This window comes from Nocardioides sp. BP30, from assembly GCF_029873215.1.
Classification (GTDB): domain Bacteria; phylum Actinomycetota; class Actinomycetes; order Propionibacteriales; family Nocardioidaceae; genus Nocardioides.
This window is the reverse complement of sequence record NZ_CP123620.1, coordinates 2,258,186-2,277,141: the sequence shown is the minus strand read 5'-3', so window position 1 is coordinate 2,277,141 and position 18,956 is coordinate 2,258,186. Positions and strand designations below refer to the sequence as shown.

The window sequence follows — 18,956 nt, the reverse complement described above, 5'->3', positions numbered from 1 at the left end:
TGCTTAAAGGATGTTCGGTTCGCCGTGACCTTATCAGCCGGGCGAGGGCGGTCCGGCATCGCTACCGTGACCCCATGACGAGCTACGCGGCCCTGATCCGCGGCATCGGCCCCGGCGACCCGCGCAAGTCCAACGAGTCGCTGCGCGGGGTGCTGGAGGAGCTCGGGTTCACCGACGTGCTGTCGGTGATCAGCAGCGGCAACATCGTCTTCAGCGCCCCCGGCGGCGCAGACACCGACGAGCTCGGCAGGCGCATCGAGGCGGCCTGGCCCGAGCTGCGCGGCTTCAGCGCGATGACGGTGGTGCGCTCGGCGGAGCAGATCGCCCACCTGCTCGATCAGCGTCCCTTCGGCGACACCCCGCACGGCAAGGCGTCCTACCAGCTGGTGACGTACTTCAAGGAGCCGCCGGCTTCAGCACCCACGCCGCCCGAGCAGCCCGGCGTGCAGGTGATCGGAATGGTCGACGGGGCGCTGTGCACCATCCACGACACCACCGTGACGGGCGGCCCCGAGGTGATGAAGTGGCTCGACCGCGCCTACCGCAAGCAGACCACCTCGCGCACCCCGCTGACGCTGGCGCGGATCCTGAAGAAGATGAACTGAGCGGTCGAGCAGGCTCAGGGGTGCTCCGCGACCAACTGCCAGGCGAATCCGATCTGGTGGAACGGCGCCCGATCGCACAGGGCTAACTCGAGGCTTGTCCGAGAACACATCGCCCACCCGCATCACCCTGGCAGAACCGTGGAGTCTTGTGCGCACCTGGTGCGCACCACACTCCACGTTCTCGCTCAGGGGTGCTCGGCGATGAACCGCAGCGTGTGCTCGCACCGCGAGCCGCCGAAGTGCCGCTCCAGCACCTCGGCGAAGAGCGGCTCGTCCGGTGCCGCGGCCTCGAAGAGCGTCATGGACGAGCGCAGCTTCGCAGCGTCGATCCCGCCGAGGAGCTCCTCCGGCGTACCGTCGAAGACCGACACCGCCGCACTCACCTCGCGCAGCCGCGGGCCGAGCACCGGGTGCGCCCCGTAGCCCTGGGCCTCGGCCAGCGAGCCGATCGCGTAGCGCTGGGCGGTCGGCGAGGAGCCCAGCCCGGCCACCTGCGGGAAGACGAACCACATCCAGTGGCTGGTCTTGCGGCCCGCCCTGAGCTCGGCGAGCGCCTGCTCGTGCACCCCGCCGGCCTGGGCGGCGAGGAAGCGGTCCAGCTCGAAGTCGTCACTCACCCCTCGAGGCTAACCCGCGGCGCTCAGCCGCCGAAGGTGCGCGTGCCCCGCAGCCAGGTGCCGACCACGCGGCCGGTCAGCGTGCGCCCGTGCCAGGGGTTGTTCCGCGAGAGCGACAGCGACTCCTCGCGGTCCACCGCGTAGCTGTGCGACGGGTCGAGGAGGGTGAGGTTCGCGGGCTCACCGACGGCGATGGGACGCCCGTGGGCCTCCAGGCCGGCGATCCCGGCCGGCGCGGTCGACATGACCCGCGCGACACCGGCCCAGTCGAGACGACCGGACTCCACCATCACCGAGGTCACGACCGAGAGCGCCGTCTCCAGCCCGAGCATCCCGAACGCCGCGTCGACGAACGCGTGCTCCTTGTCGTGACGGGCGTGCGGTGCGTGGTCGGTGGCGACAGCGTCGATGGTGCCGTCGGCCAGTGCCTCGCGCAGTGCCTCGACGTCCTCGGCCGGGCGCAGCGGCGGGTTGACCTTGTACGTCGGGTCGTAGTCGCGCAGCAGGTCGGTCGTCAGCAGCAGGTGATGCGGGGTGACCTCCGCCGTCACCGCGATGCCCTGCGCCTTGGCCCAGCGGACCACCTCGACCGAGCCGGCGGTGGAGACGTGCGCGACATGGACGCGCGAGCCGGTGTGGCGCGCCAGCATCACGTCGCGCGCCACGATGACCTCCTCGGCCACGCCCGGCCAGCCGGGCAGCCCGAGCTCTCCGGAGAGCGGTCCCTCGTGGCAGCACGCGGCGTGCGGCGCCAGCGCCGGGTCCTGGCTGTGCTGGGAGACGACGCCGCCGAACGCCTTGACGTACTCCAGCGCCCGCCGCATCACCCGTGCGTCGCCGACGCACCGGCCGTCGTCGGAGAACACCCGCACGCGGGCACGCGACCGCGCCATCAGGCCGAGCTCGGCGAGCTCCTCGCCGGCCAGCCCCTTGGTGACGGCGCCCACCGGCTGCACGTCCACCAGGCCGGCGGCCCGGCCCAGGTCCAGCACGCGCTCGGCGGCCTCGGCGGTGTCGGTGACGGGCGTGGTGTTGGCCATCGCCAGCACGGCGGTGAAGCCGCCCGCGGCGGCTGCCTGCGAGCCGGTCAGCACCGTCTCGGCGTCCTCGCGCCCCGGCTCGCGCAGGTGGGTGTGCAGGTCGACCAGGCCGGGCAGCAGCACCAGGCCGTCGGCGTCGACGGTCTCGACCTGCCCGACGCGCCCGGCCTCGCGGGCCGAGCCGGCCGACGTCCCCACGGCACTGACCACACCGTCCTCGACGTACACGTCGGCGGTGCGCTGCCCCAGGATCGAGGCGCCCTTGATCAGCAGGTCGGTCATCGGCTTCCCCCCGAGTTCGATGCCGCCTCTCCGGCGAGCAGGTGGTAGAGCACTGCCATCCGGACGGCTACGCCGGCCGAGACCTGGTCGAGGATCAGGCTGTCGGCCGCGTCGGCGGCGTCGGCGGCGATCTCCAGGCCACGGTTCATCGGGCCCGGGTGCAGGATCGGGGTGCCTGGCTTGAGCAGGTCCAACCGCGAGCGGGTGAGGCCGTAGCCGACCGTGTACTCCCGTGGCGAGGGGAAGTACCCACCCGACATCCGCTCCTTCTGCACCCGCAGCATCATCACCGCGTCGGCCTCCGGCAGCACCGCGTCGAGGTCGTACGACGTGGCGAAGCCGGCCTGCTCGGACCAGGCCCCCACGCCACTGGGCATCAGCGTCGGCGGTGCGACGACCGTGACCCTCGCCCCGAGCTTGGTCAGCGACTTGATGTTGGAGCGGAACACCCGCGAGTGGGTCAGGTCGCCGACGATGACGACGTGCCTGCCCTCCAGCGACCCGAGGCGGCGGGTCAGCGTGTACCCGTCGAGGAGGGCCTGGGTCGGATGCTCGTGCATGCCGTCGCCGGCGTTGATCACCGGGATGTCGAGCCACCCGGCCACCTGGTGCGCCGCCCCCGAGGCGGAGTGGCGCATCACGAGGCCGTCGATGCCCATCGCGGTGACCGTCAGGACCGTGTCGCGCAGCGACTCCCCCTTGGAGGTCGAGGAGCCCTTCGCGGAGAGGTTGATGACGTCGGCCGAGAGCCACTTGCCGGCGATCTCGAAGCTGGATCGCGTCCGGGTGGAGTCCTCGAAGAACAGGTTGATCACCGTACGACCCCGGAGCGCGGGCAGCTTCTTGACCTCGCGGCGCTGCACGTCGTGCATCTCGGCTGCGGTCTCGAAGAGCTGGTGGATGTCGGCGACGCTCACGTCGTCGATGCTCAGCAGGTGGCGGGTCATCGCGCGGACTCCTGCCCCGGCTGCCCCGGCTGCTCGGTGATGCGCACCTCGTCGAGGCCGTCGACCTCGACCAGGCTGAGCCGGACCCGCTCAGCGCGCGCTGTCGGCAGGTTCTTGCCGACGTGGTCGGCCCGGATCGGCAGCTGGCGATGCCCCCGATCCACGAGTACGGCGAGGCGCACCACAGCGGGGCGGCCGAGGTCGGAGAGCGCGTCCAGGGCGGCCCGGATGGTGCGCCCGGAGTAGAGCACGTCGTCGACCAGCACGACGGTCTTGCCGTCGATGCCGGCGCCGGGAAGCTCGGTGCGGTGCGGGGTGCGGGTGGGGTTGCTGCGCAGGTCGTCGCGGTACATCGTGACGTCCAGGCTTCCGGTGGCGATGCCGATCCCCTCGACCTCGGAGATCTTCTCGGCGATGCGCCGGGCGAGCGGGACGCCCCGGGTCTGCAGGCCCAGCAGGATCAGGTCCTCCGCACCCTTGTTGCGCTCCAGGATCTCGTGGGAGATGCGGGTCAGCGCACGCGCGATGTCCTCGGCATCGAGGACGATCCGGCCCTCGTCAGGGTTCGCCGTCACGGCGAAGACCTCCTTCTCCGCCTCACAGGACGGCTCTTAAAGGAATGTCGAACGGCGCTCAGCCTAGCCCGGCCGCTTCGCGGCGCACCATTTCCGCTGGCTCGACGCCAGGCTCACGCGAGGTCGAGCAGCACCTTGCCCACCACGCCACCCTCGACCGCATCGTGTGCCTCGGCCGCTCGCTCGAGGCTGTAGTGGTGCAGCGGCATGCCCTGCTCCTCGCCGACGCCGAGAGCGCCGGCAGCGAGCGCCGCGGTGATGTCCTCGGCCGCAGCCGCCAGCAGCTCGGGAGCCACGCCGTAGAGCAGCACGAACTGGTAGCGCAGGTTGAGCGAGAAGGTCGCGCGCAGCGGCAGGGTCATCTCGTCGCCGCCGTTGTTGGCGTAGATGGCGATCGTGCCGCCGTTGCGGATCACGGCCCGGTCGAGATCGTTGTTCTGCGCAGGCGCCACCTCGACGACCAGGTCCACCCCGTCGGGCGCGATCCGCCGGATCGCCGCCTCCGGATCCTCCTCGCGGTAGTTGACGACATGATCGGCGCCGGCCGCGGCGGCCAGCGCGCCCTTCTCGGCGCTGCTGACGGTGGTGATCACGTTCGCGCCCGCCCAGTGCGCGAGCTGGATCGCGGCGTTGCCGACCGCACCGGCGCCGCCCTGGACCAGGACGGTGCGTCCGGCGAGGGTCCCCGGTGCGATCCGGTCGGCGTCGGCACTGCTGGTCAGTGCCCGATGGGCCGTCACCGCGGGCACGCCCAGCGAGGCACCGAGGTCGAACGACGCCGCGGGCGGCAGCGGCACGGCCTTGTGCAGCGGTACGACGACGTACTCGGCGGCGGTGCCGTAGGCCGACCCGTGCTGGGCCATGTGGAGCCAGACGCGGTCGCCGGCGGCGACGCCCGACACGCCCGCCCCCAGGGCATCGATCGTGCCGGCCCCGTCCTGCCCGGGTGTGATCTCCTCGTACGGCAGGGCCGGATAGGTGCCGCCCGCCCGCTGCTTCCAGTCCGTCGGGTTCACGCCGGCGCGCACCACCCGGACGCGCACCTCGCCGGGTCCCGGCTCGGGCACCTCACGCTCGACCACGCGCAGGACGGAGGAGGGACCGGGCTCTGAGTAGACGACAGCTCGCATAGCACGACGGTACCCAGCGCGCGCCGGGCCGAGAGCGGCGAGAGGCGCCGTGTCAGCCCTCCTGGACGCCGAGCACACCCCTGAGCGAGCACAATCGGGCGGTATCAGCACACTGGTGTTCTGGTGAGTCGCATCGGATGTCGAGAGGCTTGTCCGGCCATGGCCTCTCCCACCTCTGAGCTTCTCGAGCAGATCGGCTCGAACCTGCGCGCCGAGCGCGTGCGCCGCCACCTCACCCAGGACGCGGTCGCGCGCCGCAGCGGCCTGGGCGTGACCCAGATCGCCCGGATGGAGCGGGGCGAGACCGACAGCGGCATCTCGAAGTACCTGCGGCTCTCCGCCGCCATCGGGATCGACCCGAACGAGCTCTTCCACGACATCCGCGTCGACCTGATCTGGCCGGCCTGAGCCGACGTACGTCGCAGGCAGACGAGCGCCCGGGCGATCCGCCCGGGCGCTCGTTCTTCGTCGTACTGGTGTGGCGCGGGGCGACCCGCCGCCGGCTCAGACCAGGCTGGCCTTGTCGCGCTGGATCGCACCGAGCACGCCGTTGACGTAGGTCGGCGACTCGTCGGTCGACAGGTCGCGGACCAGCTCGATCGCCTCGCTCAGGGCCACGTGCTCGGGCACGTCGTCGGCAAAGAGCAGCTCCCACGCGCCCAGTCGCAGCACGTTGCGGTCCACGGCGGGCATCCGGTCCAGGGTCCAGCCCTGGGCATAGCGACCGATGATCTCGTCGATCGTCGCCTGCCTGGCCACGACGCCCTCCACGAGCGTGGCGGTGTAGGGGTTGTTGAGCTCGCCCTCGGCGACCTGCTCGGCGAGCAGGTCGGACGCGGAGGCGCCGCGTGCCTCGGCCGCGAAGAGCAGGTCGAGGGCGCGCTTGCGGGCCTTGGAGCGTGCGGACAACGTCAGCCCTTGACGCGGCTGAGGTAGGAGCCGCCGTCGCGGGTGTCGACCTTGATCTTCTCGCCGTTCTCGATGAACAGCGGAACCTGGATCTCGGCACCGGTCTCCAGCGTGGCCGGCTTGGTCCGGCCGGTGGCGGAGTCGCCGACGACGCCGGGCTCGGTGTAGGTGATCGTCAGCTCGACCGACGGCGGGAGCTCGACGAACAGCACCCGGCCGTTGTTGGTGGCCACGATGACCTCGGCGTTCTCCAGCAGGAAGTTCGCGGCGTCGCCGATGATCTCGGGCGTGACCTCGATCTGCTCGTAGTCCTGCACGTCCATGAACACGTAGTTGGTGCCGTCGTTGTACAGGTACTGGAACGTACGGCGGTCCACCGTCTCGACGTCGACCTTCGTGCCGGCGTTGAACGTCTTGTCGACGTTCTTGCCCGACTCCACGTTCTTCAGCTTGGTGCGGACGAACGCGGGGCCCTTGCCCGGCTTGACGTGCTGGAACTCGACCACCTGCCAGAGCTGGCGGTCGATGTTGAGAACCATGCCGTTCTTCAGGTCGTTCGTGGTTGCCATGGAGTGCGCGCCAGCCTTCGTTTCAGATGCAGGTTGTCAAGAGAACAGGTGGGCTCGGGCGCGAACGCCCGGCACCAGCGGCCGAGTCTATCGCCGGGCCGGGGTGCTGCGGAAAACCGCGCCCGCCGACTCGGGCCTGCGTCTCCGCCGACTCGGGCCTCCGTCCCCGCCGGCTCACGCCACGATGACCCGGTCGGAGGCCCGCCGTGCCGTCCGCCCCGCCGCCCGCTCGACCGTACGGCTCCTGCTCACCTCGGCCCACACCTCGGCGAGGACCTCGACGGCCGCCACCAGCTCGGCCTCCGGGCGCGCGTAGGGGATGCGGACGAAACGTTCCAGGCCGCCGTCGACGGCGAAGATCGGCCCGGCGGCGATCGCTACCCCGCCCCGCTCCGCGGCGGCGACCAGGGTGGAGGCGGCGGGGACCGGCAACCGGCACCACAGGCACAGGCCGCCCGCCGGAACCCGGACCTCCCAGGCCGGGAGCCGCTCGGACAGCGCCGCCACCAGCGCGGACCGCTGCCGGCGCAGGCGGTCCACCTGCGCCGCCCGCAGCGGGCCCGGGTCCGCCAGCAGCCGCACCATCGCCAACTGCTCGATCAGCGGAGAGCCGAGGTCGACCGAGAGCCGCGATGCCACCAGCCGGTCCATCGTCACCTCGTCGGGAACCCGCAGCCACCCGATCCGCAGACCGCCCCAGAAGAGCTTGGACGCGCTTCCGATCGTCACCGCGCCCGGCGCGAACCGGGCCAGCGGCGGCGGCATCTCCTGGCCGTCGAGGGCGAGCCCCTGGTGCGCCTCGTCCACGATGGCGACCGTGCCCGCCCGGGTGAGGGCGGCTCCGAGCCGTTCGCGCTCCGGGCCGCTCATCACCAGACCGGTGGGGTTCTGGAAGTCTGGCATGAGGTAGGCCGCCCGCGGGCGCGACTGCCGCACGGTGGCGATCGTGCCGTCCAGGTCCCAGCCGTCGGGGTCCACCGGAACGGGCACCAACCGGCCGCCCGCTCGGCGCAGCGCTTCGGCGGCGTTTGGGTAGGTCGGCGTCTCGACCAGCACCCGATCGCCGGTGCCGACCAGCGCCTGTGCGGCGACGGCAGCCGCGCCCAGCGCACCGGAGGTCACCATGATCTGGTCCGGCCGGGTGGGCAGCCCCCGTTCGGCGTACGTCGCGGCGATCGCCTCCTGCAGCGCAGGCAGGCCGACCGGGAAGTAGCCGTGGCCGCCCAGGTACGCCGGCAGCTCCGCGGCTGCGGCGGCGTAGGCCTCGGCGATGCCCGGCGGCGCGGTGGCCGCCGCACAGGTCAGGTCGATCACCCCGCTGTGCCGTGAAGGCGTGAGGGCCTGGTCGTGCGCCCGCGAGCGGCCACCGGGTACCCGGGTGAACGTGCCGGCCCCGCGGGTCGCCACCGCGAACCCCGTCTCGACGAGCAACGCGTAGGCGCGGGTGACGGTGGTGCGGGAGACGCCGAGCCCGGCGGCGAGATCGCGTTCGCTCGGCAGCCGGACGTCGAGGGCGATCCGGCCGTCGCCGATCAGGACCGTGAGGGCGTCGGCCAGGCCGACGTAGGCCGGCGTGCGTTCGAAGACGCCGAGCAGCTCGACGAGCCGCCGCGACGGAATGGACCGATGCATGCAGTCCACTCTTCCACGATTGGCTATTTAGCGACAGTCCAATCTGGATGATGCTGAGGTCATGACCACGCTCGCCGATCTCGGCCCGCTCGCCCAGCTGCGGGCCGGCCGCCTCCCCCGCCGCCTGACCCAGCTCCTGGTGGGGCTGTGGCTCTACGGCGTCTCGCTGGGTCTGATGGTGCGCGGCAACGACGGTGTCGCACCGTGGGACGTCCTGCACCTCGGCATCGTGGGCCACACCGGCCTCGACCTCGGCACCGTGCTGGTGATCATGTCGTTCGTCGTGCTGCTGTTCTGGATCCCGCTGCGCGAGAAGCCCGGCATCGGCACGATCGCCAACGCCCTGCTGATCGGCCCCAGCACCGATCTCACCCTGGCCGTGGTCCACCCACCGCACCACCAGATCGCGCGGGTCCTCCTCATGCTCGCCGGCGTGGGGCTGTGCGCCCTCGCGACGGCGCTCTACATCGGCGCCCAGTTCGGCCGCGGCCCTCGCGACGGCCTCATGACCGGGCTGGTCCGCCGTACCGGCCTCTCGATCCGGCTGATCCGCACCGCTCTGGAGATCTCCGTCGTCGTGGTCGGCCTGCTCCTCGGCGGCCCCATCGGCGTCGGTACCGTCGTCTTCGCCCTGGCCATCGGACCCCTGACGCAGGTCCTCCTCCCGACGTGGATCGTCGCCCTCGACGCCCCCACCCAGGATCAGGTCGCTGAGGAAGCGGAGTCCGATGCCTATCCGGCCGTCAGCGTCTGCGGCGCCCAGGCATAGACCGCGACGGCCAGCACGATCAGCATCGACGACGCCACCAGCGCGGCTCGCGTACCCCCGTCATCGATCCGGGCCGCGTAGTAGGCGTAGTTGATGCACAGCGGCAGCGCCCAGGAGGCGATCGCGGACCGGCGCACCGTGCCGATCCCCGCTGCCAGGCAGGCCAAGGACAGGGCCAGGCTCTCGGGTGGGGCTGCCCGCAGCCCGGAGATCGCGACAGCGCCCAGCGCCGCGAGCCCGAGGGAGAGCGAGCCTCGGACGGCGCGCACGGCTGCCGGGCTCCTCATGCCCCGCTCCTCGAGGAAGGCGAACGCATTCACCCAGGTGCCCGCGACGCACGCGCTGAGGGCGAACGGCACGAACTGGACGACGGCGATGCCCCCGCGCACACCGGGCAGGGAGACCCGGGAGCCTCCCAGCAGGCAGCTGAGCGTCACCGTCACCACGACGGCGAAGGCAGCGGTGGGCACCTTCCACGTGCGGAGGACGGCGAGAAGGCTCATGCCGGCAGCGAGAGCCGGGTGAGCGCGCACGCGCGAAGCTCCGCGTAGGTGGTCCTGACCCAGGCCAGGGAGTCGGGCGAGTCGACCCACGCCTTCGTCCTGCGATCCACGGCGACGTCGACGTGGTTGCGCAGCGCGATCCAGGTGGCGAGGAGGCCGCGGGCATCGATCGACCCCTCCGGCTCGGAGGCGCCGAAGACGCACCCGGCGGGCATCGCGAGCGAGTGGACGACGTCGTCGACCCGCAGCCTTCCGGTCGCGTTGGCGTTGTTGGTGAACGTGAAGACCCCGTCGCGGCGGTCCTCGCGGCTCCCCGGGAGCAGCTGGACCCACCGGTCCGGCAGAGGTACACCGACGGCGACCAGGGGCCGGGCGAGCCGCCTGAGCGCTGCAGCTCCCTCGTCGGCCGTCAACGGCGTATCGCTCGCCACGCAGAGGGCCGGGTCGTGGCCTCGGCACTCGTACCGGACGGTGGCGTCCTGCAGGCGACCGTCGAGGTCGAGGTGCGGGGTGTAGCCGACGGCGAAGGCGCCCAGGCCTGCCACGGCCACCGCGGAAGCCAGCCATCGGCGGCGCGAACCGAACGACCGGGACACCGCCGCCCCGAGCACCACGCACAGTCCGGCGGCACTCACGGCCAGCAGTGCCATCGCCGCCGGACGGTAGGTCTGGCCGACGAGCGTCCCGGTGGTCGAGCCCGGAACGAAGATCGGGGGAAGCAGACCGATGCCTGCCAGCACCGAGGCCAGGAACGCAGCACCCACGGCGAGGACACCCGCCCACACCTCGTGCAGGACGAGCCCGAGGGAGGCGCCGGCCAGGACCTGGCCCAGGCTGAGTGCGGCGAGGAAGGGCACGTTGATGAGCTGGACAGGAGCGACCGGAACTCCCCGGGCGAGCGCCAGGAGGGTCATTTCGAGCGCGAGGAGCGCCGTGCTGGCGCCGTACGCCAGCCAGATGCGGAGAGCCGGGAAGGCCCATGCCGCTGCTCGGCTGCTGGATCTGACGAGGGTGACGGCGCTGGAGTCCTTCAACCGCGCGTAGCTGAACGCCGTGATGCCCGCGGCGACCGGACCGACCACGAGCAACGATCCAGCGACCCAGTCGTAGGCCATCTTCCACGAACCGACCCAGTCGCGTGTCGAGGAGAGGATCGAGATCCACCCGACGACGTGGAGGACTGCCAGGTAGGAGACCCACTGCGGCCAGGTCAGCAGGGTCCGCCGTGCCGCCGTCCTCATGGGGCGGCCGTCATGATGCGACGCAGGAAGGCGGCCTCCGCGTCGACGACCTCACCGTCGACCCGGCGAAACTCCTCGATGCTCCCCGCGAATCGCAGCACTCCCTCGTGGAGCAGGATGACGTTGTCCGAGGTCGCCTCGACGTCCTCCATGAGGTGGCTGCTGAGGATCACGATGGCGTCGGTTCCGGAGAACTCATCGATCACCAGCCGGCGCAATTGCGCTCGCTGCGCCGGGTCCAGCCCGGTGGTGGGTTCGTCCAGCAGCACCAGCCGCGGGCACGAGATCAGCGCTTGCGCCAGTGCGACACGGCGGCGCATGCCCCCGGAGAGACGCCCGATCTTCTCGAAGCGCTGCGGGCCGAGGTCGACCCGCTCGAGCACGTCGGCGGCGCGCTCGCGCGCCAATGCTCCCGGGACGCCCTTCAACCACGCGCAGTACAGGAGCACATCCTCGACACGTGCCTCGCCCGCCACCCGGAAGTCCTGGGGCATCAGCGCGATCCGACCTGTTGTCGCCCGGCGGCCGCCGCGGTAGATATCGGTGCCGTCGAGGACGGTGGCGCCCGCACTGGGAGGCATGCCACGGGACAGGATGTTCAGCAGCGTCGACTTCCCGGCACCGTTGATGCCGATCAGGCCGGTGATCCCCGGCGGCACGACCGCTGAGACCTCGACGATCGCCGGCGCCCGCGAGCCGGGATAGGTGTGCGTGACGCGATCGAGTTCGAGTCGCATCGATCAGTAGCTGAAGGTGCCGATGACGTACTTGCTGCAGTCGTCGAACGCGTGCGCCTGCTTCTCGCACACACGGCTCTTCATCCGTCCCCGATCGGCTCCCGGGTCGAGGTCGTGCGCGTCCGCTTCGGAGAGCCAGTTGCCGGAGGTGGTCTCGCTGCTCCGGTCGGAACCACCGACGTCACACCAGCCCGACCCGTCGTCCGGGTCGTAGCTGCAGTTCTCGTAGAAGTAGTACGACGTCGTGACGTAGGCGGCGTTCCCGCCGGGCGCGGAGTCCCGGAAGTGGTAGGCGTTGTGCAACGTCTGCCCGTTGTTCACGTACATCGACCCGTAGAACCACGCGTTGCCGTCGTCGCTACTGTCCTCGGCCCGGATCGGGTGCGCCTGGGTTCCGTACGTCAGGGCGAGAGCCGGTGAGCCGGCCGCCAGGACGAGACCAAGGGCCGCGGGCGCGAGAAGGGCTAACCGTCTCCTCATGGTTCCTCCAGCGTCGTGGCCCTCCTCAACGAGAACCTGACACTTTTGTACTACATCAGATCATTTTTGTACAGCGCCCTCATCGCGCGATGATCTCCAGCGCCTCGCGGTAACCCTCGACGCCCAGCCCCTTGACCACGGCGACCGCGTGCGGCCGCACCACCGAGAAGTGCCGCCACCGCTCCGGGCGGGCGTCCGGGTCGGAGAGATGCACCTCCACCAGCGGCGCCTCCAGCTGCGCGCACGCGTCATAGACCGCGTAGGAGTAGTGCGTCCACGCCGCCGCGTTCAGCACGACCGGCACGTGGTCGTCGGCCGCGGCATTGAGCCAGTCGACCATCTCCCCCTCGTGGTTGGTCTGGCGGACCTCGACCTCCAGGCCGAGCTCGCGACCCCACTCCACGCACAGCGCCACCAGCTGGGCGTGGGTCGTGCGGCCGTAGATCTCGGGCTGCCGCCTGCCGAGCCGACCCAGGTTGGGTCCGTTGAGGACCAGCACCCTCATGCGAGCGCCTCGAACGCGTCACGGAGCAGTTGCTCGTCGGGACCGGCCAGGATGGTCGGGTCGGCCAGACCGCGCAGCACCAGGAACCGCAGCACCGAGCCGCGCGCCTTCTTGTCCACCCGCATCGCGCCGATCAGGTCGTCGAAGGAACCGAAGTACTCGCCCCACGGGTACGTCGTGGGCAGGCCCACCCGAGCGAACGCCGAGCGGTGCCGGGCCAGCAGGTCGGCGTCGATGAGGCCGGAGCGGGCCGCGATCTCCGCGGCGTACACGCACCCGATCGCGACGGCCTCGCCGTGCCGCATCGCGTACCCCGAGTGCTTCTCGATCGCGTGCCCCAGCGTGTGGCCGTAGTTGAGCACCTCGCGGCCCGGGTGGCCGTCGCGGCCCCCGGTCTCACGCAGGTCGCCGGCGACGACCTCGGCCTTCACCCGCACCGCCCGCTCGACCAGCTCGGCGAGCTCCGGTGAACCGGCGCTCAGGGCACTCGAGCGCTCGACGATCGCCAGGATCTCCGGGTCGGCGATGAAGCCGCACTTCACGACCTCGCCCAGTCCCGCCACCAACTCGGCCTCGGGCAGCGTCTCCAGCAGCGCGAGGTCGCACAGCACACCCGCCGGCTCGTGGAACGCGCCGACCAGGTTCTTGCCCGCGGCGGTGTTGATGCCGGTCTTGCCCCCGACCGCCGCGTCGACCATCGCCAGCAGCGTCGTGGGCACGTGCACCACCCGGACGCCCCGCAGCCACGTCGCCGCGACGAAGCCACCGAGGTCGGTGGTGGCGCCGCCACCGAAGGTGACGACCGCGTCGGAGCGGGTGAAGCCCTTCTCCCCCAGTGCCGCCCAGCAGTCGTCGGCGACGGCGGTGGTCTTGGCGCTCTCCCCGTCCGGGAGGCCGAGGGCGAGCACCTCGTAGTGCTCGACGAGCACGTCCAGCACGGGCTCGGCGTACCGCCCCAGCTCGCCGGCGTAGAGCAGGGCGACCCGCTGGACGCCGTCGCCGAGGAGGCCCGGGAGCCGGTCGGCCAGATCGCGGCCGATGACGACGTCGTACGACGTGCCGACCTTGATGACGGTGCTCACGACAGCTCCTCGAGGTGGGTGGCGATCTCGGCGGCGATCTCGTCGGGTCGACGACCGTCGGTGTCGACCACCAGGACGGCTACCGACTCATAGATGGGCGCCCGCTCCTCCAGGATCGTCTTGATCCGGCTGCGGACGTTGCCGAGCAGCAGCGGCCGGCCCTGTCCGAGCCCGACGCGCTTGGACGCCTCGGCCAGACCGACGCGCAGGAAGACCACCCGATGACCCGCCAGCAACTGCCGGGTCTCCGGGTCGAGCACCGCGCCGCCGCCGAGCGAGAGGACGCCCTCGTGCTCGGCCAGGGCAACGGCCACGGCCTTCTTCTCCAGGTCGCGGAAGGTCGCCTCACCCTCGTCGACGAAGAGGTCCTGCACGCTCTTGCCGACGATCGCCTCGACGTCCTCGTCGGTGTCGCGGACCGGGATCTCCCAGCGCTCGGCCAGCAGCCTGCCGACGAGCGTCTTGCCGGCGCCCATCGGGCCGACGAGCACCGCACGCGGGCCGGTCATCGGTAGCGGAGGTGGGCCAGGTACGACTCGGCGTTGCGGCTGGTCTCTGCGACGGAGTCACCGCCGAACTTCTCCAGCACCGCGTCAGCCAGCACCAGCGCGACCATGGCCTCGGCCACGATGCCTGCAGCGGGTACGGCGCAGACGTCGCTGCGCTGGTGGTGTGCGACGGCCTCCTCGCCGGTGGCGACGTCGACCGTGCGCAACGCCCTGGGCACCGTCGCGATCGGCTTCATCGCCGCTCGCACGCGCAGCACCTCGCCGGTCGTCATGCCGCCCTCGGTGCCGCCGGAGCGGCCCGACGCGCGCCGGATGCCACCGTCGGTCGCGAGGATCTCGTCGTGCGCCTGGCTGCCGGGAGTGGCGGCGAGCTCGAAGCCGTCACCGACCTCGACGCCCTTGATCGCCTGGATGCCCATCAGGGCGCCGGCGAGCCGCGCATCGAGGCGGCGGTCCCAGTGCACGTGCGAGCCGAGGCCGGGCGGCAGGTCGTGGACGACGACCTCGACGACCCCGCCGAGCGTGTCGCCGTCCTTGTGGGCCTCGTCGATCCGCTCCACCATCAGCTTGGAGCTGTCGGCGTCCAGGCAGCGCACCGGGTCCTCGTCCAGCCGTGCGACGTCCTCGGGCCCGGGCAGGACGGTGCCGGTGGTGCGCACGCCACCCAGCTCGATGACATGGCTGACGATGCGAGCGCCGACCGTCTGCTCCAGGAAGGCGGCCGCGACCGCACCCAGCGCCACCCGAGCGGCCGTCTCGCGGGCGGAGGCGCGCTCCAGGATCGGACGCGCGTCGTCGAAGTCGTACTTCTGCATGCCCGCCAGATCGGCATGGCCGGGACGCGGCCGGGTGAGCGGTGCGTTGCGGGCCTGCTTGTCCAGCACGTCCGGGTCCACCGGGTCGGCCGACATCACCGTCTCCCACTTGGGCCACTCGGTGTTGCCGACCTCGATGGCGATCGGTCCGCCCTGGCTCTCGCCGTGCCGGACGCCGCCCACGAGGGTGACCTCGTCGCGCTCGAACTTCATCCGCGCGCCGCGACCGTAGCCCAGCCGGCGGCGCGCCAACGCGTCCCCGATCTGCTCGGAGGTGATCCGGACGTGGGCAGGAAGACCCTCCAGGATCGCGACCAGGGACGGGCCGTGGGACTCCCCCGCGGTGAGCCAGCGCAACATGGGCCTCATCCTCCCACGGCCCTCACGCCAGCAGGTGCACGGATCCGCCGAGTAGGACGCCGAGCAGGGTGCCGCCGATCATGAACGGCCCGAACGGATAGGCCCGCTTCAGCGTGGCCCGGTCGCGCCGGACGATCGTCAGCGTCAGCCCGAAGACCCCGAACAGGACCAGGCCGCCGTACAGGCCCAGCAACCAGTGGTTCCAGCCCAACCGGCCGAGCACCAGGCCCAGCAGCGCGGCCAGGCGGACGTCGCCGAAGCCCATGCCGGCGCGCCGGATGAACCACAGCACCCAGAAGACCGATCGCGCCACCAGTCCCGCCACCAGCGTCCGGACCAGCACGTCGGTCTCGCGGCCGACGAGCCATTCGACCAGCGCCAGCACCACCAGCACAGCTGTCACGGGCAGCACCACCAGCCGCGGCAGCAGCCGGGTGCGCCAGTCCACGACCGCGAGCAGGATCAGCACCGGCATCAGCAGGGCGATCACCCACGTCACCGGGTGGTCGCCCAACCGCAGCCCGATCGCGACATCGGCGACCACACCCACGACTGCGGACCACAGCGCGAGTCCCGGCAGCGCCGCCACCCGGAGATAGCTCTCCTTCGGCCCCTCCGCCCGCAGCATCCGCTCCAGCGCGGTGTCGTCCTCCGGCGACTCGGGCAGCACCTCGGGCGGCGGCTCGGGCAGCCGCCGGATGCCCGACGGTACGGCGAGGGCGAGCAGCCCGGCCAGCCCGGTCGAGGCGTCCAGCACGCTCACACCGTGAGGTCGGCGCGCTCGGCGGTGTGGTCGGGACCTTCGTCGGCAAGCGGCTCGGTCGCGCTCGCCGGATGGGCCGGAGCGAGCCCCAGTGCCGCCTCACCCGCCGCCCGCATCGCCGCCAGGGGCGCCGGTGAGGAGGTGAACAGCTCGAACTGGAGCACCGCCTGGTGCACCAGCAGGTCCAGCCCACTGACGACGGTGCCGGTCGCGGCGGCCATCAGCGGGGAGAGCCACGGGTCGTAGACGACCTCGAAGAGCAGGGGCACGTCGCGCCAGGCGGCGACCAGCGGGGCGACCTGCGCCGCGACCGGGATCGTGGAGACCAGTGCGTCCACGTCGGGCCGCGCCTCCAGCGGCTCGATCCGCACCTCCGGCCGGCTCGGGTGGGCGGCGATCACGGCCCGGCTCTCCTCGGCCCGGACGGCGTCGCGGGCCAGCAGGGAGATCGAGCGCGCGCCGAGCTCGACCAGGGCCAGGCCGGTCGAGCCGGCGGTGGCACCCGCTCCCAGCACGGCGCCCCTGCGGATCGGTGCGTCGTACCTCTCGCGCACGGCGGCGACGGCACCCGGGTAGTCGGTGTTGTCGCCCGCCCAGCCATAGGTCGTGCGGACCAGCGTGTTGACGCCCCCGGCGAGGCGGGCGCGCAGCGAGCAGTCCTCGACCAGCGCCAGCGCCTCGCGCTTGAGCGGCATCGTGAGCGAGAGCCCGCGCCAGGACTCGCCGAGCGAGGCCAGGAACTGCGGCAGGTGGCCCGAGCGCACCTGCCGCGGCTCGTAGTGCCAGTCCAGCCCGAGGGCGTCGTACCCGGCTCGGTGCAGCACCGGCGAGAGCGAGTGCTCGACGGGGTCGCCGAGCACGGCGCAGCGCATCCCCATCAGCAGGCGTCCGAGGTCTTGCAGTACTGCTGGAAGCGCTGTACCGCCGCATCGTGCTCGGCGAGCGTGGTGGAGAACACCGTCTCGCCGGTCTTCAGGTTGACGACCACCCAGTACAGCCAGGGCCCGCTGGCAGGGTCGAGCGCCGCCTTGAGGGTCGTCTCGCCCGGGTTGCCGATCGGGCCCGGCGGCAGGCCGGTGTGCTGGTAGGTGTTGTACGGCGAGGCGTTCTGCCGCATCGCCTGGGTGGTCCAGATCTCCCCGCTGACGTTGTTGGCGTAGGAGACGGTCGCGTCGGACTGCAACGGCATGTTCGCCTTGAGCCGGTTGTAGATCGCGCGCGCGACCTTCGGGTAGTCCTGGTTCCGGCTCGCCTCGTACTCCAGGATGCTGGCCACCGTGACGACCTGCTCGGGCGTCAGCCCGACCTTCGCGGCGGCGGTGTCCAGGTTGAGCTCCTTGCGCACCTCGGTGCCCTTGGCGACCATCTGCTTGAGCAACTCGGCGGCCGTCTCACCCGGCACCACGGTGTAGGTGGCCGGGAAGAGGTAGCCCTCCGGGTTGCCCTTGGCCTCGGCGGGCAGCCCGAGCGCGGAGCCGTTCTTGAGCGCGGCGACCACGTCCGCCTTCGTGATGTCGGTCTTGGCCACGATCGTCGAGACGATCTGCGCGACCCGCGCGCCCTCCGGGACGACGACCACCGTCTTGATCAGGCTCTTCGGGTTCACCAGCACGGTGAGGGCGTCGGAGGCCTTCATCTGCTTCTTGAGCTGGTAGAAGCCGACCTGGATCCTGCCGGAGTCGGGATTGGCCTGGGCCGCGTCGATGAAGGCGCCCACGGACTGCACCACGCCGGCGCTCTTGAGGTTGCGGCCGATCACCGTGGCGCTGTCGCCCTTGTGCACCTCGAAGGTCACGCTGCCGGTGCCGGGGCCCGCGTAGTCGGCGGCGGCACCGCCGAGGTGGTCCTTGAGGAAGGAGTAGCCCTTGGCCCCGCCGAGCGCCAGCAGACCGACCACGACCACGATCGCGACCAGGGCGGCCAGGCACCCGGGAAGACCGCGGCCACGGCGGGTACGGCGCGGGCCGGCGCGGCGGCCGCCGCGATCCCCGTCGGACTCGAGGTGGTCGTCGAGGAAGTACTGCCCGTCCTCGGCCTCGGCATCCTCGCTCGGCTGCTGTGTCGACCCGGCCACCGCCCCCTGGTCGGCGTAGCCCTGGTCGGCGTAGCCCTCCTCGGCGTACTCGGCCGGCTGCTCGGCGGCGTGCGCACCGCCGGGGCGAGGTGCCTCGGCGGCGTACGTCGACTCCGGGGCCGGCTCGTCCTCGAAGGGCACGATCGGAACGGCGCGGGTGCCGGTGTCGCCGGCGGCGTACGGGGGAAGGGCTCCCCCGCGCTCGGCCTCCTCATCGGGCAGCGGGTCGCTCAGCGGGTCGCTCAGGGGGTCGCTCAGCGGATCACCCCGATACGGCCGGGGCGGCTCGGGCGCGAAGCCGTGACGATCCTGCTCGTCACTCATGCGGAGTGTCTCCTTCGAGGTCGACGATCTCTCCGGGCGCGTCACCCGAGGCGCGTTCGGTATCCAATGCGTGCTGCAGGATCAGGACGGCGGCCGCCTGGTCGACGACCGAGCGGCGGTCCTGCCCCTTGCGGCCGCGATCTCGCAGCATAGCCTCAGCGCTGACAGTGGTGAGGCGCTCGTCGACCAGGCGCACCGGCACCGGCCGGATCCGGCGGGCCAGCGCGGCGGCGAAGTCGCGCACCTTCGCGGTCGCCGGGTTCTCCCCTCCCTTGAGCGAGCGGGGCAGCCCGACGACCACCTCGAGCAGCGTCGACTCCTCCGCGATCTCGTCCGCGATCGCCTTCAGCCGGGCCAGGTCGCCGCGACCGCGCTTGACCGTCTCCACCGGGGTGGCGAGGAACCCGGAGGGGTCGCTGCGCGCCACCCCGATCCTCGCGTCGCCCGGGTCGATGCCGAGGCGTACGCCGAAGCGCGCGCTCACCCGA

General features: G+C 71.8%; 23 protein-coding genes. 3 read left to right on the top strand and 20 right to left on the bottom strand.

Annotation, left to right across the window (positions count from 1 at the left end; translation table 11 throughout):
* Window positions 1-74 precede the first annotated feature (74 nt).
* The gene (locus P5P86_RS10795; protein ID WP_280607439.1) at window positions 75-605 is read left to right on the top strand and encodes a DUF1697 domain-containing protein; all 531 of its coding nucleotides are present in this window, start codon (window positions 75-77) and stop codon (window positions 603-605) included.
* Window positions 606-790: 185 nt separating this feature from the next.
* Here P5P86_RS10795 and P5P86_RS10790 read toward each other — a convergent pair whose 3' ends face one another.
* From P5P86_RS10790 to P5P86_RS10770, 5 genes are all read right to left on the bottom strand, one after another.
* Complete coding sequence (locus P5P86_RS10790) at window positions 791-1,222, bottom strand: DUF1810 domain-containing protein (RefSeq protein WP_280607438.1); 432 nt, start codon at window positions 1,220-1,222, stop codon at window positions 791-793.
* A 23-nt stretch (window positions 1,223-1,245) separates the two neighbouring features.
* Window positions 1,246-2,544: a dihydroorotase gene (locus P5P86_RS10785; RefSeq protein WP_280607437.1), complete on the bottom strand. Its 1,299-nt coding sequence runs from the start codon at window positions 2,542-2,544 to the stop codon at window positions 1,246-1,248.
* Window positions 2,541-3,491, bottom strand: coding sequence for an aspartate carbamoyltransferase catalytic subunit (locus tag P5P86_RS10780; RefSeq protein ID WP_280607436.1), 951 nt, complete (start codon window positions 3,489-3,491; stop codon window positions 2,541-2,543). The genes P5P86_RS10785 and P5P86_RS10780 overlap by 4 nt, the downstream gene beginning before the upstream one ends.
* Entirely contained in the window at window positions 3,488-4,066 is a 579-nt protein-coding gene (pyrR, locus tag P5P86_RS10775; RefSeq protein ID WP_280607435.1) for a bifunctional pyr operon transcriptional regulator/uracil phosphoribosyltransferase PyrR, read from the bottom strand. Before pyrR ends, P5P86_RS10780 begins: the two co-directional genes overlap by 4 nt.
* A 113-nt stretch (window positions 4,067-4,179) precedes the next feature.
* On the bottom strand, window positions 4,180-5,196 hold the full coding sequence (locus P5P86_RS10770; protein ID WP_280607434.1) for an NADPH:quinone reductase: 1,017 nt from the start codon (window positions 5,194-5,196) through the stop codon (window positions 4,180-4,182).
* Between the two features lie 159 nt (window positions 5,197-5,355).
* Between P5P86_RS10770 and P5P86_RS10765 the strand changes: the two genes are divergently transcribed.
* The gene (locus P5P86_RS10765; RefSeq protein WP_280607433.1) at window positions 5,356-5,604 is read left to right on the top strand and encodes a helix-turn-helix domain-containing protein; all 249 of its coding nucleotides are present in this window, start codon (window positions 5,356-5,358) and stop codon (window positions 5,602-5,604) included.
* 96 nt (window positions 5,605-5,700) lie between these two features.
* Here P5P86_RS10765 and nusB read toward each other — a convergent pair whose 3' ends face one another.
* From nusB to yczR, 3 genes are all read right to left on the bottom strand, one after another.
* Window positions 5,701-6,105: a transcription antitermination factor NusB gene (gene nusB, locus P5P86_RS10760; RefSeq protein ID WP_280607432.1), complete on the bottom strand. Its 405-nt coding sequence runs from the start codon at window positions 6,103-6,105 to the stop codon at window positions 5,701-5,703.
* A gap of 2 nt (window positions 6,106-6,107) precedes the next feature.
* Window positions 6,108-6,674 (bottom strand): elongation factor P, encoded by a 567-nt coding sequence (gene efp, locus P5P86_RS10755; RefSeq protein WP_280607431.1) that lies wholly within the window; start codon window positions 6,672-6,674, stop codon window positions 6,108-6,110.
* A 174-nt stretch (window positions 6,675-6,848) separates the two neighbouring features.
* The gene (gene yczR, locus P5P86_RS10750; protein ID WP_280607430.1) at window positions 6,849-8,306 is read right to left on the bottom strand and encodes a MocR-like transcription factor YczR; all 1,458 of its coding nucleotides are present in this window, start codon (window positions 8,304-8,306) and stop codon (window positions 6,849-6,851) included.
* A 61-nt stretch (window positions 8,307-8,367) separates the two neighbouring features.
* Between yczR and yczE the strand changes: the two genes are divergently transcribed.
* Window positions 8,368-9,075: a membrane protein YczE gene (yczE, locus tag P5P86_RS10745; protein WP_280607429.1), complete on the top strand. Its 708-nt coding sequence runs from the start codon at window positions 8,368-8,370 to the stop codon at window positions 9,073-9,075.
* Here yczE and P5P86_RS10740 read toward each other — a convergent pair.
* From P5P86_RS10740 to ruvX, 12 genes are all read right to left on the bottom strand, one after another.
* On the bottom strand, window positions 9,039-9,578 hold the full coding sequence (locus P5P86_RS10740) for a hypothetical protein (RefSeq protein WP_280607428.1): 540 nt from the start codon (window positions 9,576-9,578) through the stop codon (window positions 9,039-9,041). The genes yczE and P5P86_RS10740 overlap by 37 nt on opposite strands.
* Entirely contained in the window at window positions 9,575-10,819 is a 1,245-nt protein-coding gene (locus tag P5P86_RS10735; RefSeq protein ID WP_280607427.1) for a hypothetical protein, read from the bottom strand. The genes P5P86_RS10740 and P5P86_RS10735 overlap by 4 nt, the downstream gene beginning before the upstream one ends.
* The gene (locus P5P86_RS10730) at window positions 10,816-11,556 is read right to left on the bottom strand and encodes an ATP-binding cassette domain-containing protein (protein ID WP_280607426.1); all 741 of its coding nucleotides are present in this window, start codon (window positions 11,554-11,556) and stop codon (window positions 10,816-10,818) included. The genes P5P86_RS10735 and P5P86_RS10730 overlap by 4 nt, the downstream gene beginning before the upstream one ends.
* Before the next feature lie 3 nt (window positions 11,557-11,559).
* On the bottom strand, window positions 11,560-12,036 hold the full coding sequence (locus P5P86_RS10725; RefSeq protein WP_280607425.1) for a hypothetical protein: 477 nt from the start codon (window positions 12,034-12,036) through the stop codon (window positions 11,560-11,562).
* Window positions 12,037-12,115: 79 nt separating this feature from the next.
* A complete protein-coding gene (locus P5P86_RS10720) occupies window positions 12,116-12,541 on the bottom strand; it encodes a type II 3-dehydroquinate dehydratase (RefSeq protein ID WP_280607424.1) in 426 nt (141 codons plus the stop codon).
* Window positions 12,538-13,623 carry a 3-dehydroquinate synthase gene (aroB, locus tag P5P86_RS10715; protein WP_280607423.1) on the bottom strand — a complete coding sequence of 362 codons (1,086 nt, stop codon included), beginning with the start codon at window positions 13,621-13,623 and terminating at the stop codon, window positions 12,538-12,540. Before aroB ends, P5P86_RS10720 begins: the two co-directional genes overlap by 4 nt.
* Window positions 13,620-14,132: a shikimate kinase gene (locus P5P86_RS10710; protein WP_280607422.1), complete on the bottom strand. Its 513-nt coding sequence runs from the start codon at window positions 14,130-14,132 to the stop codon at window positions 13,620-13,622. The genes aroB and P5P86_RS10710 overlap by 4 nt, the downstream gene beginning before the upstream one ends.
* A complete protein-coding gene (gene aroC / locus P5P86_RS10705) occupies window positions 14,129-15,307 on the bottom strand; it encodes a chorismate synthase (protein ID WP_280607421.1) in 1,179 nt (392 codons plus the stop codon). The genes P5P86_RS10710 and aroC overlap by 4 nt, the downstream gene beginning before the upstream one ends.
* Before the next feature lie 22 nt (window positions 15,308-15,329).
* Entirely contained in the window at window positions 15,330-16,064 is a 735-nt protein-coding gene (locus P5P86_RS10700; protein WP_280607420.1) for a prepilin peptidase, read from the bottom strand.
* 2 nt (window positions 16,065-16,066) lie between these two features.
* Window positions 16,067-16,948: a shikimate dehydrogenase gene (locus P5P86_RS10695; protein WP_280607419.1), complete on the bottom strand. Its 882-nt coding sequence runs from the start codon at window positions 16,946-16,948 to the stop codon at window positions 16,067-16,069.
* Complete coding sequence (mltG, locus tag P5P86_RS10690; protein ID WP_280607418.1) at window positions 16,948-18,468, bottom strand: endolytic transglycosylase MltG; 1,521 nt, start codon at window positions 18,466-18,468, stop codon at window positions 16,948-16,950. Before mltG ends, P5P86_RS10695 begins: the two co-directional genes overlap by 1 nt.
* Window positions 18,461-18,952, bottom strand: coding sequence for a Holliday junction resolvase RuvX (gene ruvX / locus P5P86_RS10685; RefSeq protein WP_280607417.1), 492 nt, complete (start codon window positions 18,950-18,952; stop codon window positions 18,461-18,463). Before ruvX ends, mltG begins: the two co-directional genes overlap by 8 nt.
* Between the last annotated feature and the right edge of the window lie 4 nt (window positions 18,953-18,956).